Genomic DNA, 16,034 nt, shown 5'->3' with positions numbered 1-16,034 from the left:
CATCATGGGTAGTTTGTATGGTAGGAGTTAATCTATTTTATTTGTTAAAAGCCTAACTTCCTTAATTTTGGGAACAGATTGATTCGGCAAGGCCTGCAGTTTTACCTTGATATTTTCATTTATATCCTCCAGCAAATAGTATCTACCATCAGCATTTACTTGGGTAGGGGTTATTACAGTTCCATTGATAAGCACATTGAAATTTTGCGAATTACCTTCTAAATCAGCTATCCAAAGTAGTTTTGCACGCTTATTTTTGTTCGCTAATTCATAAGAAAACCATCCCGTTGCATTCCGCCATTGTACACCATTATCCGATCCCGTATTGGATAGTTCATATTGAATAGCATGATCGGACTCTGATTGTTGTTGGCCGCAGTGTACTTGATCAACTGTGATGGCATTGAGTTTTCTTTGGTAATCATCATGTTCGTATTTTACCAGTCGTTCTGCCAATTCTGATGAGGAATTCACCTTTGGCCAATAGATGATATAACGACTATCATGTAACTTGTAAAAGGGCATCAACTCCATTTCTGTAGCTTCAGTTCTTACCTGAAGGTTTTTTAATCTAAAGCGCAAATCTTGAGGAGAAATCATTTCCACCTGCTCTGCTAAGTTTGCATTTGACACCACCAAATGGGGAATTTCAGTTAAAGAAACTTGATCTCCTTTAGCAATATGTCCTCCTCTGCTATCGTCTGCCAAAAGTCCCAACATCTGTGCAGTATCAGTCTTAGCCGCTAAAACCAATGGCCCGTATCGAAAAGCATAATATTCCGAATGATCGGGCAATTGTTCCACGTTCACTTCCATAGCGAATGATAACTCCACTTTATCTCCGTTTTTCCATTTACGATCAATAGTTAAATAGCCATTTGCATCCTTAAAAGCTTGAATAGACTTGCCATTAACATGTACCGAAATATCTTTTTTCACCCAGTTTGGATAACGTATTTTTAAGGCTAATGGAATAGTTTTTTTTGTTTTAAATGAAAAAACAGATTTTCCTTCTGTAGGAAACAATGATTGTTGCGTTATCTGTACGCCCTTATCTTTCCAATTCAATTCCGAGGAAATAAATAAATTTACAAACAGTTCATTGCCACGATGGGCGTAAATAAATTCGCTGTATTTGGAGTGGTTTTCTATCCCTGAACCTACACAACACCAAAAACTGGTTTGCGGCTGTGAGTACACCCGATAATGCGAAGGACGCATCGATGTAAAATACACTAACCCTCCGTGTTCTGGATGCTGTGACGACAGAATATGATTGTACAAAGCGCGTTCATAATAATCTGCAAACTTACTATCTCCATCCGACTGAAAGAATTGTGTACTCAACCGCATCATATTGTAAGTATTACAAGTCTCCGGACCTTCAATATTGGTAATCATATTCGAAAAGTCGGTCGATGGATGAAAGTGCTCACTTGCACTATTACCTCCGATTGCCACAGAACGTTTGGTAACAACAGTTTCCCAAAAGAATCGAGCTGCTTCATCCCAGTCTTTTCTTCCTTCCAAGTCGGCAATCCTTTTGGCACCTATTATCTTGGGGATTTGCGTATTAGCGTGCTTTCCTGTTAGCTCATCCTTTTGTGCTATTAATGGATTTAAAATATATTGATGGGTAAATTTCTCTGCTAATTGCAGGTATTTATTATCTCCAGAAATAACAGCTGCTTCGGCAAAAACCTCATTCAGCCCTCCATGCTCACTACGCAGCATATCTTGGATTTGCGCTTCGCTTAATCCACTCACCAACTCGACTGCCCAATCAGTCAACTTGATAAGCATCTGCTGGGCATCTTCGCGACCAGCAAAATAATAGGCATCCCGTAGTCCTGCGTAGATTTTATGAATATTGTAAAGAGGTACCCATCGGTTGTTTAAGTCAAAACTTCCAGCTTTTATTTTGCCTTGCTTGATTTCATCCCACAACTGCTTACTGCCCGGTACTCCACCAACATAACCTGTTGCTAAATTATCTTGGCACTCTTTCAATTCTTGCAAAACATAATCCAAACGCTTATAAATCATGGGATCACCTGTAGATGCATACATCAGCGCCAATGCTGAGACGTAATGTCCACCGATATGCCCATCAAGTCCTGAATTTTCCCAATTCGTGTAATTAGGCTTCTTAGGATTTAATCCTGCCTCCTTAAGATAAGGCGCTAATAATCGATCTGCATCTAAAGCCAGTAGATAAGCCTTATTTAAGTCTTGTGCATGCAGAAAAGTCTCATCTTTCAACCTGACATCAGCTAATTGAAATAGAGAGATAGACTGTTTCTTTTCTTGAGCGATCAAAGACGAAAAACTAAACGCTAAAAATGTAACAATGACTAATTTTCTACAGGCAAACTTTCTCATGGCTTTATAATTTTAGTTTAATTAAATTCACGGACTGACTCGAGGCAGTGTATACTAATTTCTTTCCTTTATAATTCACTTCTGATTCAATGGGCGTAACAGAGGGCGCCTTTCCAACCTCATTATATGCTAAAGGATCATCATGGCGTAAAACCGATACTGTTGCTTTTCCTTGTGCTTTTTTAATACCTCTGAGGTCAATAGCTAACTCCTTAGCAGAATCACCAATATTGACAATTTTCAGAATCAGTTCATTGCTTTGCTTATCTACTACAGCGGACCCGTATATTTTATTTTCTCCCGTCAATGTGGCACCATTGCTGTGCAAAGGCACTACATCTGTTCCCTTATTGGTGCTAAATATCTTCTGCACATGATAACTAGGGGTAACATATACATTCAAATTATCTACCCAAATCAAATCCGGAGTCCATTGCCAACCGTCGATATGTGCAAATAAAGGGGCATATGAAGCCAATTGTACCACATCGGCATTACGTTCCACACCTGTTAAGAAAGCGGCTTCAGATAGAGCAGCTTCCCAATTGTTGCGATATTCAGGCTTTTTATTGTTTTTACTGTGTGAGGCATATTCTCCAGCAAAGATTTTCGCTCCCTGGCGGTCGTAATTGTCATAACGCTTCGCATTGGATAAGAACCAATCTGGATCTCTGTAAAAGTGCTCGTCTATGATATCTATCTTCATTGCTCGAAGCTCTTTATCCAAATACTGAAAGCGCTCACCTTCTGGATCTGTTCCCGAACTCGCTATAATCTCAATTTCAGGGTGATATTTTTTTAGAGCCTCTTGAAATACTTTTAGCCGTTCTACATATTGTGGTCCCCAGTTTTCGTTACCCACACCCAGCATCTTCAGATTGAAAGGCGCCGAATGTCCCATATCTGCACGTAATTTTCCCCATTTGGTACTCACTGCACCATTTGCAAACTCGATAAGATCTAATGCGTCTTGCACATATTCATCCAACTGATCTAACGGCACCACCTCTGCGGAATTGAACTGACAAGCCATTCCACAATTTAATATTGGCAACGGTTCAGCGCCTAAATCTTCTGCTAATTGGAAATATTCAAAAAATCCTAAACCAAAAGTTTGGAAATAATCTGGAGTCAAACGATGTGCAAACTCCGTATTCCAGCGGTTCACAATAAGTTGTCTGTTTTCAATCGGTCCTACTGTTTTTTTCCATTGAAAGCGTTGCGAAAGATCAAAACCTTCCACAATACATCCTCCCGGAAAACGAATAAAACCAGGTTTCAGATCGGCCAATGTCTGCACCATATCCGCACGCAATCCATTTTTACGCCCCTGCCAAGTATCTGTAGGGAATAATGAAATCATATCAAGATCAATAGTTCCTTCTCCTTCAAACCAGATTTGCAGATTTGCCTTTTGATCTGTTTTGTTGGACGTGAAACTTACTTCTTGGTATCGCCACTGTTTATTCTCTTGCGTGGTTTTAAGTTCTGTTTTACCAATCACCGTTCCCGCACTATCCACCAATTCTACGCGCAATGTAATACCGGGCTTTTGCTGCCGATACCATACAGAGAATTCATACGTATTACCCTGCTTTACCCCCATTCCACGAAAACCTTCATTACGCAATCCTATGGCTGTATTAGTCTTTTTATCCACACGTAAATACCGAGGATTGCCTGCATTGCTCATCTGTCTGTTCAGAATGAGATAATTTCCCTCCTTCACAGGGCCTAGATTTTTCCAACCCATCATAGGTCTAAAAAATTCAAAAGATCTGTTTTTGACGAGTTCTGCATAGATACCGCCATCGGCTCCCATGTTGATATCTTCGAAAAATACCCCCCACATATTGGGATTTACTTTGGCAAGAGAAGTGTTTACATCCACCACTAAGGAGTGTTGCTGTGCAAAGCCAAATTGCACGCTTTGCAGCGCTACCGCAGCGATAATTATATATTGTTTAAGATTCATTGCGTCTACTATTAAATTACCTTAATTATCCTGTCAGCAGTATCTAACTGATGGTCGATATTCTTGCTGATAGAGATTGCGAGAAATAGAATACCAAGCAGGGCACTTGGCCGAAGTGCTGTGCCAAAGAATTTGTTTTTCATAATAGGTGCTTTTAATTTTAGAATAAAGCTATTGTATCACGATTACAAAACCACCGTTTGTTGCGTAGGAACAATGATCTCGTGGATATATTCTTTTCCCTTACCAAATAATCGCATTCAGCATCTGTTTCCGCTGAATATTCGTTATACTCCCCCTTGATCCGGAAGATTTCTTAAAGCCTTTTTATTCGCATTGCCTCAGCGCAATACATGCTCATCGGCTGTATAACATGATTGATTATGACCTTTGAACAGCATAATCATAAAGAGAAATTATTCTATTAGCAGACGTCTTTTTGAAGACAAATCCTGTCCTAAAGTTTCCCTGCAGGTATCTTATACTTTATTTCCACTTTCTCGTTCGTCAAGACAGAACGTTCTATATTCTTACCTGACTATAGATTTGAATAGGTTGATTATTCCCTAATTAAGAGTAATGGAAAATAAAAGAACGACGCTAATAGAATATCTCATAATCAAATTCGTGTTACTATTTTCTTACTGAAAATCTATATTCTGTCTTTGTACTGTACTTTTCGCCCGGGCGTAAAGTTGTGGATGCAAAATTCTCATGATTTGGCGCATCAGGAAAGTGCTGCGTTTCCAAACATAATGCAGCACGATAAGGATAGGCTTTCCCACCTTTTCCTTTTGGATCAGCATCTTTCATGAAATTGCCACTGTAGAACTGAAGACCCGGCTCTGTTGTAAAAATTTTCATCTCAATACCGGTTTTGGGAGCATATAAGCTCGCAACTTCAGCAAAACCCTCTTTCTTATTCAATTCAAAATTGTGGTCATAACCTAATCCATAAGTAAGCTGAGTAGATTTTTTGTCAATATCCGCACCAATAAGTTTAGGCTTGGTGAAATCAAAAGGAGTTCCGGCTACAGCTAGACTTTTTCCTGTTGGAATCAATTTACTGTCTACCTCTGTTAGCTTATCTGCATCGATCCAAAGCTCGTGATCCAAAATCGTTGTATCCCCTTCGCCATTTAAATTAAAGTAGCCGTGGCTCGTAAGATTCAATACAGTCTCCTTATCGGTTTGGCCACTGTATTCTATTTCCAAGCCTCCATCTTTATTTACCTTGTAGGTCACTTGCATAGTGACATTACCTGGATATCCAGCTTCACCATCCGCAGAGACATATTCCAACGTAATGGCATCCTGAGATACAGTTTTCACGTCCCAAACTTTGTTGTAAACGCCATTTGTACCACCATGAAGAGAATTTTCTCCATCATTTTTCTCCAATTGGTAAGTTGTACCATTCAAAGTGAATGTGGCTTTACCGATTCTATTGCCATAACGGCCTACCACAGCACCGTAAAAATTGTTTGTGTTTTTGATAAATTCATCTGCCGTATCATATCCCAACATGACATCTACATCTTGCCCGTTTTTATCATCCACAACCAATGACACGATTCTTGCCCCAAAATTGGTGATGCCAACTTGTACTTTTTCATTACCAATTTTGTACAGTAACACATCTTTATTATCAACAGTAGCATGAAACACAGTGCTATCTGCATCAGTTGCGTCTGTGGAAGATTGATTGTTTTTTGCATTTTGACAAGCACTTGCCAAAAGGATTCCTGCAAAAAGGAGACTTAAATATTTTGCTTTCATAATTTTTAGTTTTATTGAAATTACCAAAATTTAACGTACAGTGCACCTACTAAAAGTAAAGTAATCACAATCATCACCATTACAGAAGGCTCTACTTTGAACATTTTTGAATCCAATTCTAGGCCTTTAGGATTTTCTTTCGGACCAAATAAACTTACGGCAATCATGAGAATCATGGTAAACATAAAAGCCAGACCCATACATATTTGGAAAGGAATCTCATATTCCCCTGCGGAATTTATGTAGGCTGTGTACAAGAATGTTTCCGGACCAAACCACGTTGGAGCGTAATTATTGAATACTATCGAAAGTACAAATCCTGTGATCAATCCTACGATAGCGGCAGAACCTGTAGTTCTCTTCCAGAACATCCCCAACAAGAACATGGCAAACACTCCAGGAGAAATAAAGCCTGTATACTTTTGGATAAATGTAAAACCACCTGCACCACCAATTCCTAACAGGTCGTCCCATGTAAAAAATACCGAAACTAGAATGGAAATAATAATAGTGACTTTACCTACATTAATGAGTTTGCGTTCTGAGGCGCCTTTATCAATGTATTTATTGTAAATATCCATCGTAAAGATGGTCGCAATACTGTTCGCTTTACCAGCTAAAGATGCTACAATAGCTGCCGTCAAAGCTGCCAAAGAAAGACCCTTCATACCATTAGGCAAGAATCCTAAAATAGCAGAGTATGCATTATCTGGGTTGAAATTGCCGCCCGGTGCCATCTCATTTTGTAATGCCCCGTTTTTATAGAGTACGTAAGCTGCAATACCCGGCAACATCACGATCACAGGCATTAATAATTTTAAAAAACCAGCGAATAATATACCTGTACGTGCTGTCTTCAAATCCGCTCCCAAAGCGCGCTGAGTGATGTATTGATTACAACCCCAATAATTCAAATTCACAATCCAAATACCCGCCAAATACATTCCAATACCAGGAAGCATTAAGTATTTATTTACCTCCTCTTGCGTACTATCAGCCGTTGGTTTATCTACGATAAGGTTAAAATGCTTAGGCGAATCAACCATCAATTGTTTGAAACCGGCCATTACATCTTTTCCTAATCCAAAATGTTCTGAGACTAATGTCAAAGCGATATAAGTTGTAGCTAGACCTCCGACAATCAACACGACGACCTGAATTACATCGGTATAACCGATAACTTTCATACCACCCAAGGTAATTACAATAGCAAATACGGCTAAGGCAATCATAATAATATGGAAGTACTCACCACCACCTAAATTACTGATAGCTAGCGCACCTAAATAAAGAATAGATGTTAAATTCACAAACACATACAAGAACAACCAAAATATCGCCATGATAAGGCTGGTTGTTTCATTGTAGCGTTGCTTCAAGAACTGGGGCATGGTGAATATCTTATTTTTGAGATAAACAGGTATGAACCATACAGCCACAATAATCAATGCAATAGCAGCAATCCACTCATAAGCAGCAACGGCAATACCCACTGTAAAACCATTACCACTCATACCAATAAATTGTTCAGCTGAAATATTAGACGCAATTAGACTGGCACCGATAGCCCACCAGGTTAATGATCCTTCAGCCAAAAAATAATCTTTACTACTTGCAGAATCTCTTTTTTGCTTGCTATACACATAGAATCCATAGCCAGCGACCACGACAAAATAAATGAGGAAAATGACGTAGTCAATAGTTGCAAACTTTTCCATATATTAAATGAAGACAGGTTAGTTTTGAAGTTTATAATACAGTTCACTGTTTCTCAACTCTTTTTCGAATTGATTTAATTTGGTTGATTTATCAATTACAATCAGCTCCAATTTAGCGATTCTCGCAAAATCTTCCATATACTCCGTTGTAAGATTTTGGCTATAAACTGTATGATGTGCACCTCCAGCGTATATCCATGCTGTACAGCCTGTTTTCATGTCCGGTTCAGGCTTCCACAATACACGAGCGACTGGTAATTTTGGTAATTCATTGGTCACCTCAACACCTTGCACGGTATTTACCACCAAACGGAATCTATCGCCCATATCTACGAGTGAAGCGTTGAAAGCTGGACCTCCTTTTGAATCAAATACCAGACGCGCAGGATCCGCTTTGCCACCAATTCCCAATGGGTGAACTTCCAATTTTGGTTTGCTAGCTGCCAAAGAAGCATCCACCTCCAACATGTGCGAACCCAATACCATTGCATTAGCAGGGTCAAAATGGTAAGTATAATCTTCCATAAAGGCATTAGCCCCATCATATCCTGTTGCCATTACTTTGCAAGCACGCACCATAGCTGGCGTTTTCCAATCCCCTTCTCCTGCAAAAGCATATCCTTCGGCCATTAAACGCTGTACAGCTAAACCCGGCAGTTGAGGTAGTCCGTACAAATCCTCAAATGTATCTGTAAAACCTTTATAATTTCCTTTTTCTAAAAATGAACGAAGACCCAGCTCAATCTTAGCCGCATCGTATACATTTGTACGGAATTTTCCTCCTTCCAATACATCTTCGGACAGGATATATTGCTCTTCATATTCTTTTAATAATGCTTTTACAGCATCCTCAGACACTTGATCTATTTCTTTTACCAAGTCCCCAATCCCATGTGTATTAACTGAAAATCCAAATTTTACTTCGGCCTCTACTTTGTCACCCTCAGTCACAGCCACATAGCGCATATTATCACCAAAACGCACAAATTTTGCACCTTGCCAATCCGCCCATGCTGCGGCGGCACGACACCACACATTAATACGCTCAGCCACTTCCGGATCTTGCCAGTGACCTGTTACAACTTTACGTGGCAGACGCATTCTTGACACGATGAAGCCAAACTCACGGTCCCCATGTGCACTTTGATTAAGATTCATAAAATCCATATCAATAGTATCCCATGGAATATCACGATTGTATTGCGTATGCAAATGCAATAAAGGTTTATTCAATATTTGTAAACCGCGGATCCACATTTTCGCTGGGGAAAATGTGTGCATCCAGGTAATCAAACCAATACAATTTTCAGTATGATTGGCCTCTAGAATCGTTTTATATATTTCTTCCGTATTTCTAACAATTGGTTTAAAGACCACACGAACAGGTATGCCCTCATGTTGGTCAAAATATGCCGCGATTTCTTTGGAATGATCTGCCGCTTGACGTAACGTTTCTTCCCCGTAAAGGTCTTGGCTTCCTGTGATAAACCAAACCTCTAATGTATTTAATGATATCATGTTTAATTTAGGTTTTTTGATATAATTTATTGTTGTCCATAGTAAGCATTGTTGCCATGCTTACGTTCATAATGTTTCTTAATTAATGAGGCTTTCAAGCGCTCAATTTGTGGATTTATTCCTTCTGAAAGGAATGCTAGTTCCGCAACATATTCTAAAACGGCGGCATTATATACAGCCTGTTTTCCATCTTTTCCCCAAGTGAAAGGCGCGTGATTGCCAACCAAAATCATCTGAACTTCCTCATGATTTAATCCTGCCTCTCTGAAGTGATTGATTATTTGATAACCTGTCTGATATTCATAATTTCCAGCTATCATATCATCTGACATCGCAGGGGCACAGGGAATATCTGTGGTCAAATGATCCGCATGGGTGGTCCCGTAAATTGGGATGCTGCGATTCGCTTGTGCCCAAGCTGTACCATATACCGAATGGGTATGTACTATAGAGCACCTAATTCAGGCCATTCTTTATACAATACGGCATGCGTTTTGGTGTCCGAAGATGGACGAAGTGTACCTTCAACCACCTGAGCATCCAAATCCACAATCACTATATCATCCGCTTTTAATAGTTCATAAGGAACGCCACTAGGTTTAATCGCGAACACTCCTTTCTGCTGATCAAACACACTAACATTTCCAAAAGTAAACTTCACCAAACCTAACTTGGTCAAGTTCATATTCGCTTCGTAAGCTTCTTCTTTTATATTATTGTACATCGTATAGATTATTTTCTAAAACCTCACCTGCCTCCAAATACCGTTCATATCTTTTTTGATAGATAGGCACGACATCTTCATTGGGATAGTAGGTTTGTTCAAATCCTTGCCCCATATTTTTCATGGCTTCTTCCACATTGGTATATACCTCTGCTGCAACGGCAGCAAACATCGCCGCCCCTAACGCACAAGTTTGATCCGATTTGTGAACTTTAATAGGCATATTCAATGTATCGGCCATCATCTGCATGATGAAATGTGATTTTTTAGGAATACCCCCCATAGCGATAATGCCTTTCACGGGAATTCCCTGGTTTACAAAACACTCCACAATCTTTCTAGCTCCGAAACAAGTGGATTCGACGATAGCGCGATAAAGCAACACCGTATCCGTCCCCAGATTTAAATCCAATAAGGAAGCTTTAAGATTTTGATTGGCGAATGGGGTGCGTCGACCGTTTAGCCAGTCCACCGATAGGGTATGTTTTACGTCTGGTAGAATAGCACTGGCCTTTTCATTCAGTTTAGAAAGAAGAGTCGATTCGATCTCTTGAAGTTTTGACTCTTCCATTTCATAGATATTTTGTAGGGGCCACATTAGAATATTTTTGAACCAAGCATATGCATCGCCAAAGGCAGATTGTCCAGCTTCCAAGCCAACCATATTGGGGATGACAGAACCATTTACCTGTCCACAAATACCTTTTAAGGTGTAATCCAATTTATCAGGAGCGACTAAAATATCACAAGTGGAAGTTCCTATTATTTTACTTAGATAGTAAGGTTCAATCTCCCCTCCGACTGCACCCATGTGACAGTCAAACGCACCTACACCCACTACCACACTTGTACTTAGACCTAATTTCGCAGCCCACTCCGGAGACAATGTCCCCACAGCTTGATCAGAAGTGTAGGTTAATGTCCCTAGACGCTGTACTTGGTCTTTTAACAACGGATCTAATGCAGAGAAGAACTCATTTGGTGGATATCCGTTAAATTCTTCTGCCCATAATCCTTTGTGACCTGCAGCACAAACTCCTCTTTTCAACAATGTCACATCGTTCCCTCCTGTCAGTGCAAACGGAATCCAGTCACAATGCTCTACCCATGTATAAGCTGCACGCTGTACTTTCTCATCAGCTCGTAGAACGTGTAACATCTTTGCCCAAAACCACTCCGATGAATAAACGCCTCCCACATACTTTAAATAATCAATTTTATATTTTTTTGCATGCTGATTGATTTCGCTAGCTTCTTTAATGGAGGTGTGGTCTTTCCACAATACAAACATGGCGTTTGGATTCTCCGCAAACTCTTCCGTCAATGCCAGCGGTGTCCCTTGACGATTCACTGCAACGGGAGTGGAACCAGTAGTGTCCACCGAAATTCCAACCACTTTATGGGCTATTTCTGCAGAAACATCGGATAAGCAGCCCTTTATTACTTCTTCGATTGATTCCAAAAAATCTAAAGGATGTTGTCTGAATTGATTAATAGCAGGATTACAATATAATCCCATTTTCCATCGCGGGTAATAACTTACACGTGATGCTAGCTCCTGACCATTCGTCGCATCTACCAAAATTGCACGTACGGAATCGCTGCCAAAATCTACCCCTATAACGCAAGGATTATTCATTATGTATTTGATTATGCTGTTTATAATTGTTATCAAAGGCAAGACGCCTTTTATTTAGTGTCAAATTAACACTTATTTTTGAAGTTTAAAATTTTTTTTTAATTTTTATACAATTATTAACTTATAAGACATGACTTTAGACTTCTACAACAAGAATAAAAAGATACATTTAGCTGTCGACTGCATTATTTTTGGATTTAATAAAGAAGAATTAGAAATATTATTAATCCAACGTGATTTTGAGCCGGAGAAGGGAAAATGGAGTTTGATGGGAGGTTTCGTGGAAGAGAACGAGTCACCAGATGATGCTGCACAGCGCGTATTGAAGTCCTTGACAGGGCTGGACCATATATATATGGAGCAATTTGCGGTTTTTGGCGCTCCCGACCGCGAACCTTATGAACGTGTCGTCAGCTTATGTTATTTCGCACTCATTAATACAGAAATCCTCAGCACAGAATATAAAGCAAGATGGTTTGCACTGGACCAATGTCCGCCTTTGATCTTCGACCACAATGAAATGGTGACGCAAGCTCATAATAAATTAAAGAAAAAAGCTGCATTGTATCCTATCCTTTTTGAGTTACTGTCAGATAAATTCACGATTCCGCAAATCACCTTGTTATATGAGGCTATTTACCAGAACCAATTGGATAAAAGGAATTTCACTAGGAAACTATTGGCTTCCAAATTATTGATTAAACTCGACGAAAAGGACAAAGAGAATTCTAAAAAAGGAGCCTATTATTATAAGGTAGACAAATCTATCTACAAAGAGAAAATCATGACGTTTCTAAACTTTTTACCAGGCTGGTATGGAGAATAAACAAACAAAGGGTTACTATTTTTAGTAACCCTTTGTTTGTTTTAACTTTTAACTTCTGTTTCGATGACGCCGCCTTTTTCACTATCCACAGTAATCGTTGCTTTATTGGGATTACCTTTCACTATCCATTTTACTTTTACTTCAGACATACCGTCTATAGAAGGGATTTCTATGCGCTCAGGTTTGTATTTCTGCTCATCCGTCACATTGAAATCATTGTTCAAGACACGCATTCCCGTCACGACCTCCACACCTTTTATACTGATATAATTAGGTCTATTAATTTTGTTTCTCACATCATGATCCGAATGCGTTGGAATAATCCTACTGTTCCAAACCGAAGCTTTTACTTCGTAAAGATTATTGCCTAAGGATTTGACTTCAACATCAGAAAACTCCAGCTTAGGCGTGTGATAAGCATGATAAATCGTAAATGCCGCATTACGATGAGCATCTTCTAGCAATAAAAAGCCAGGGTGATTACGTGTATAATTTTTCTTCGCTCCACCGATTTCGATTTTACCAAATTGAGGGTGGTCGAATTCTTTCCATGGCACATACGCATCGCCAAATAAGAGTAATTTGTCGAATTCATAATATTCATTACTCTGGCGATTACTTGCTTCCTGTTTATTATAGAACAATTTGTATGTCGTCATCAGCTCATTGGAAAAAGTGTAAATACCTCTAGCCAATGAAAAGAAATCTATTTCTCCGCCATATACGGTGTATAAATCCTTGTGAATGACAATATAATTATATCCTGGAAGCATCTTTTCGCCCACTTTACCTAGCGCATCATACACTTGCACATCACGTCTAGAGTAGTATTTTTCATCTTCTGCTGCACCGGGACCACGAAGGATCATCCCACCGTAGTTGTGATAGGATTGTGCACCAGCGATGTTGGGATGCTTGAAAAAGAAATTTTTCACTGCCATGGTCTCAGGTAATGTTCCCGGGTAATATAGCGCACCACTTTGCACATATCCAGGTTGCCAATTCCATCCCCAATCGCGGTTAGGGTCATATGTGCCGGTTATATCTTCATTTACCAGTCCATCTCCATCATTATCTATCCCTTCAAAACCCAGCATTTCGTACTGGCCCACTTCTCCAGGTTTGGCCAATATCATTCTGTTTGGATTATCAGGATCCACTTTGTATCTGCCCGTTTTGGATTTACGGCGCATCATGACGATGTGACCATCTCCGTCTAGGTCATCAAATAAATCTTCTGCTACCAAACCATCGCCATCATTATCAAATGGTCGGCGTCCTGTACGCGAGGAGTGCATGGTGTTGGGTTCGTATATAAAATAGTCACGGGAGTCAGGATTTATTGTCGGCGCTATATAAAATACTTTATCCTTCAGTAGCTCTTTAATAAAGGGTACTTGATGGAAATTTTCAACCAGATACCAGGCGGTGTACATCGCAATTTCCGAACCTTGCAATTCGTTTGCGTGAATATTGCCATCTATCCAGAGCCCCGGCTTGCGGTCGGTGTTGGCCGTACTAAAATCCGAAACAGTAAGCACATAGATGTCTCGACCTTCGTAGGATTTACCGATGGATTCATATTTCACCAAATTTGGATAAGCTTTCTGTAGGTCCCTACCAAATTGTTCTATTTGTTTATTGTCATGATACCGATTCCAGTTCATAGGCACTTTTGGGTTCGCTGGTGAACCTATTGCTCGTAGTCCTGGGACATCAATATCTTTATTTTCTTTTTGAGCCATCAACGTGGTGCTGACTGTCGCTCCTAAGAATAAGGATAGTAATATATATTTGATTTTCATTGTTGACAGAGTTTTATAATTTCACTTCTAACATTTGCTCACCGGAAGTCGGACATCCCGCTTTTATCTTAACTGTTCCTTTTCCTTTGATTAACCAAGAAAAAGTCTGTGATGCTGCTCCTGCTAACGAGGGGTAAAGCTGTAAGCGCTTACCGCTCAAAAATTGCTGATTGCCCGCCAAATCACAAACAGTCTTGAATCGCGAAACATACCGAATCCTGTCCGCTAGCTCGGGGTAAGTAGGCATCATACCGACATTCATTACCGATAGTTCGACACGATATATATCATTTCCCAAAGCAGTGACCTTTGGTGCATCAAATACGAGCTTGGCCATATTTTCAACCACCTTAACAACGAAATCCGTATGCAGCTTCACGGCAGGTTCTAAATATTCTACAGGCGGGTTGTTCTTAAATGCTTCCACTACGCCCCCTACTTCGACCTGCTGATTTGGAAAATTGGGATGATTGACCTTCTGCCATGGTAATATTGCTCCTTGGACATTATTTTGCTTCACCCAGGAATAGAATGTTTCGTTGGCATCGCCGGATGCTTTAGCAACATTTTTAGCAGAATCCACCACAGAAGGCCACCATACTGGCGTTGCAAAACTAAATTTACCCAGATGATAGTACGCCGTATTGGTAAAATTGCCCGATTGAGCAGGCATTTTGGTCGCTTCGCCTAAAGATTTGGTTATGTCCTTATAGATCGAAGAAATATACTTAGATACTTCTGCGTCGCTAGCACTCCAGGATTTGACTATCCGCTGATTACTCGAGCGGCCATCCGATTTCTCTGGCTCCGAAAGATTATTGTTCAAGCCAAAATGTATTACACTCGCTATCTGTGGATTCTCAAATACAAAGTCGATCAGCGCACGTGTTTCAGGTTCTGATGCAGCATAGTCGCCACTCTCGGGCATGAAAGCTGGATAATCGAACGTGAAATTGCGATCAATATTGACACCGCTAGCACCATCTTCTCCATATTTACCGTCAAAATCTTGATCTTCTCCTTCAGGAAGAATCAAATAAGAACCGATTTGTCCCCTAGATCTATCTGCTTGTACCAGAATGTCGCTATGCGTTTTGTGCAGCGTATAGTCTCCTACCGCGGATTGTATACGCATCTGTGCGATTACACCATCCCCATTCAAATCCTTGGGAGAATCTTCGTCAATCCGGCCATCGCGGTCATTATCTATTTGTCGAGCATTGCCCGATATCCAATTTTGGGAGGCACTATTGCGTTTGTACGCATCGGGATTAGCCAATGGTAAGATCCAAATGGACTTGTGCTGTAAGATACTACGCAAAGAATCCGCAGGCAGGGTGAGCAAGTTTTTGGTCAGCTGTAAGGCACTTAACGTACCAGCAGGATGCTTGCCGTCTATGCCCGCCACAACCAGCAAAGTAGGTCTTGCTGTATTGTCCAATTGCAACTTGATAACAGGTATGCCCTCATTTCCATAGCTTTTTCCTATGACATCATTAGACACCAATCCCATGGTGTTGAATCCTTTGACCATAGATACCACCTCATTGTAGGAGGGGTATTTCAGTTATCCAATTGCCAGTATTGGACACAGAAAAAACAAGCCCAAAAAGGTTTTTTTCATAATAAATAGGTTAGTTGAATATATTATTAAGAGCTAAAAATACT

Annotated in this window: 11 protein-coding genes; 1 reads left to right on the top strand and 10 read right to left on the bottom strand. The window is 40.0% G+C overall.

Annotated elements, in window-relative coordinates; genetic code table 11:
- Positions 1–27 precede the first annotated feature (27 nt).
- The 8 genes from EDC17_RS03865 to EDC17_RS03835 form a co-directional block, all read right to left on the bottom strand.
- A complete protein-coding gene (locus tag EDC17_RS03865; RefSeq protein ID WP_132776836.1) occupies positions 28–2,382 on the bottom strand; it encodes a glycoside hydrolase family 127 protein in 2,355 nt (784 codons plus the stop codon).
- Positions 2,383–2,386: 4 nt separating this feature from the next.
- Positions 2,387–4,357: an alpha-L-arabinofuranosidase C-terminal domain-containing protein gene (locus EDC17_RS03860; RefSeq protein ID WP_132776835.1), complete on the bottom strand. Its 1,971-nt coding sequence runs from the start codon at positions 4,355–4,357 to the stop codon at positions 2,387–2,389.
- Between the two features lie 633 nt (positions 4,358–4,990).
- Positions 4,991–6,136: an aldose epimerase family protein gene (locus tag EDC17_RS03855; RefSeq protein ID WP_132776834.1), complete on the bottom strand. Its 1,146-nt coding sequence runs from the start codon at positions 6,134–6,136 to the stop codon at positions 4,991–4,993.
- A 20-nt stretch (positions 6,137–6,156) separates the two neighbouring features.
- Complete coding sequence (locus tag EDC17_RS03850; RefSeq protein ID WP_132776833.1) at positions 6,157–7,854, bottom strand: sodium:solute symporter family transporter; 1,698 nt, start codon at positions 7,852–7,854, stop codon at positions 6,157–6,159.
- Positions 7,855–7,872: 18 nt separating this feature from the next.
- A complete protein-coding gene (gene araA / locus EDC17_RS03845) occupies positions 7,873–9,372 on the bottom strand; it encodes an L-arabinose isomerase (RefSeq protein ID WP_132776832.1) in 1,500 nt (499 codons plus the stop codon).
- 26 nt (positions 9,373–9,398) lie between these two features.
- Entirely contained in the window at positions 9,399–9,767 is a 369-nt protein-coding gene (locus tag EDC17_RS17480) for a class II aldolase/adducin family protein (protein ID WP_394343344.1), read from the bottom strand.
- A gap of 50 nt (positions 9,768–9,817) precedes the next feature.
- Positions 9,818–10,096, bottom strand: a complete 279-nt coding sequence (locus EDC17_RS17475; protein WP_317126028.1) for a class II aldolase/adducin family protein — start codon at positions 10,094–10,096, stop codon at positions 9,818–9,820.
- A complete protein-coding gene (locus EDC17_RS03835; RefSeq protein WP_132776831.1) occupies positions 10,086–11,735 on the bottom strand; it encodes a ribulokinase in 1,650 nt (549 codons plus the stop codon). The genes EDC17_RS17475 and EDC17_RS03835 overlap by 11 nt, the downstream gene beginning before the upstream one ends.
- A 130-nt stretch (positions 11,736–11,865) precedes the next feature.
- Here EDC17_RS03835 and EDC17_RS03830 point away from each other — a divergent pair, with 130 nt between their 5' ends.
- Entirely contained in the window at positions 11,866–12,561 is a 696-nt protein-coding gene (locus EDC17_RS03830) for an NUDIX hydrolase (RefSeq protein ID WP_132776830.1), read from the top strand.
- A 41-nt stretch (positions 12,562–12,602) separates the two neighbouring features.
- Here EDC17_RS03830 and EDC17_RS03825 read toward each other — a convergent pair whose 3' ends face one another.
- Both EDC17_RS03825 and EDC17_RS03820 read right to left on the bottom strand, forming a co-directional pair.
- Positions 12,603–14,366: a M14 family metallopeptidase gene (locus EDC17_RS03825; RefSeq protein ID WP_132776829.1), complete on the bottom strand. Its 1,764-nt coding sequence runs from the start codon at positions 14,364–14,366 to the stop codon at positions 12,603–12,605.
- Between the two features lie 13 nt (positions 14,367–14,379).
- Positions 14,380–15,900 (bottom strand): M14 family zinc carboxypeptidase, encoded by a 1,521-nt coding sequence (locus EDC17_RS03820; protein WP_132776828.1) that lies wholly within the window; start codon positions 15,898–15,900, stop codon positions 14,380–14,382.
- Positions 15,901–16,034: the final 134 nt, after the last annotated feature.

Source organism: Sphingobacterium alimentarium (genome assembly GCF_004342685.1).
In the GTDB taxonomy this organism is placed as follows: domain Bacteria; phylum Bacteroidota; class Bacteroidia; order Sphingobacteriales; family Sphingobacteriaceae; genus Sphingobacterium; species Sphingobacterium alimentarium.
Note: the sequence above shows the minus strand (reverse complement) of the source record. Positions and strands in the feature narration are given on the sequence as shown.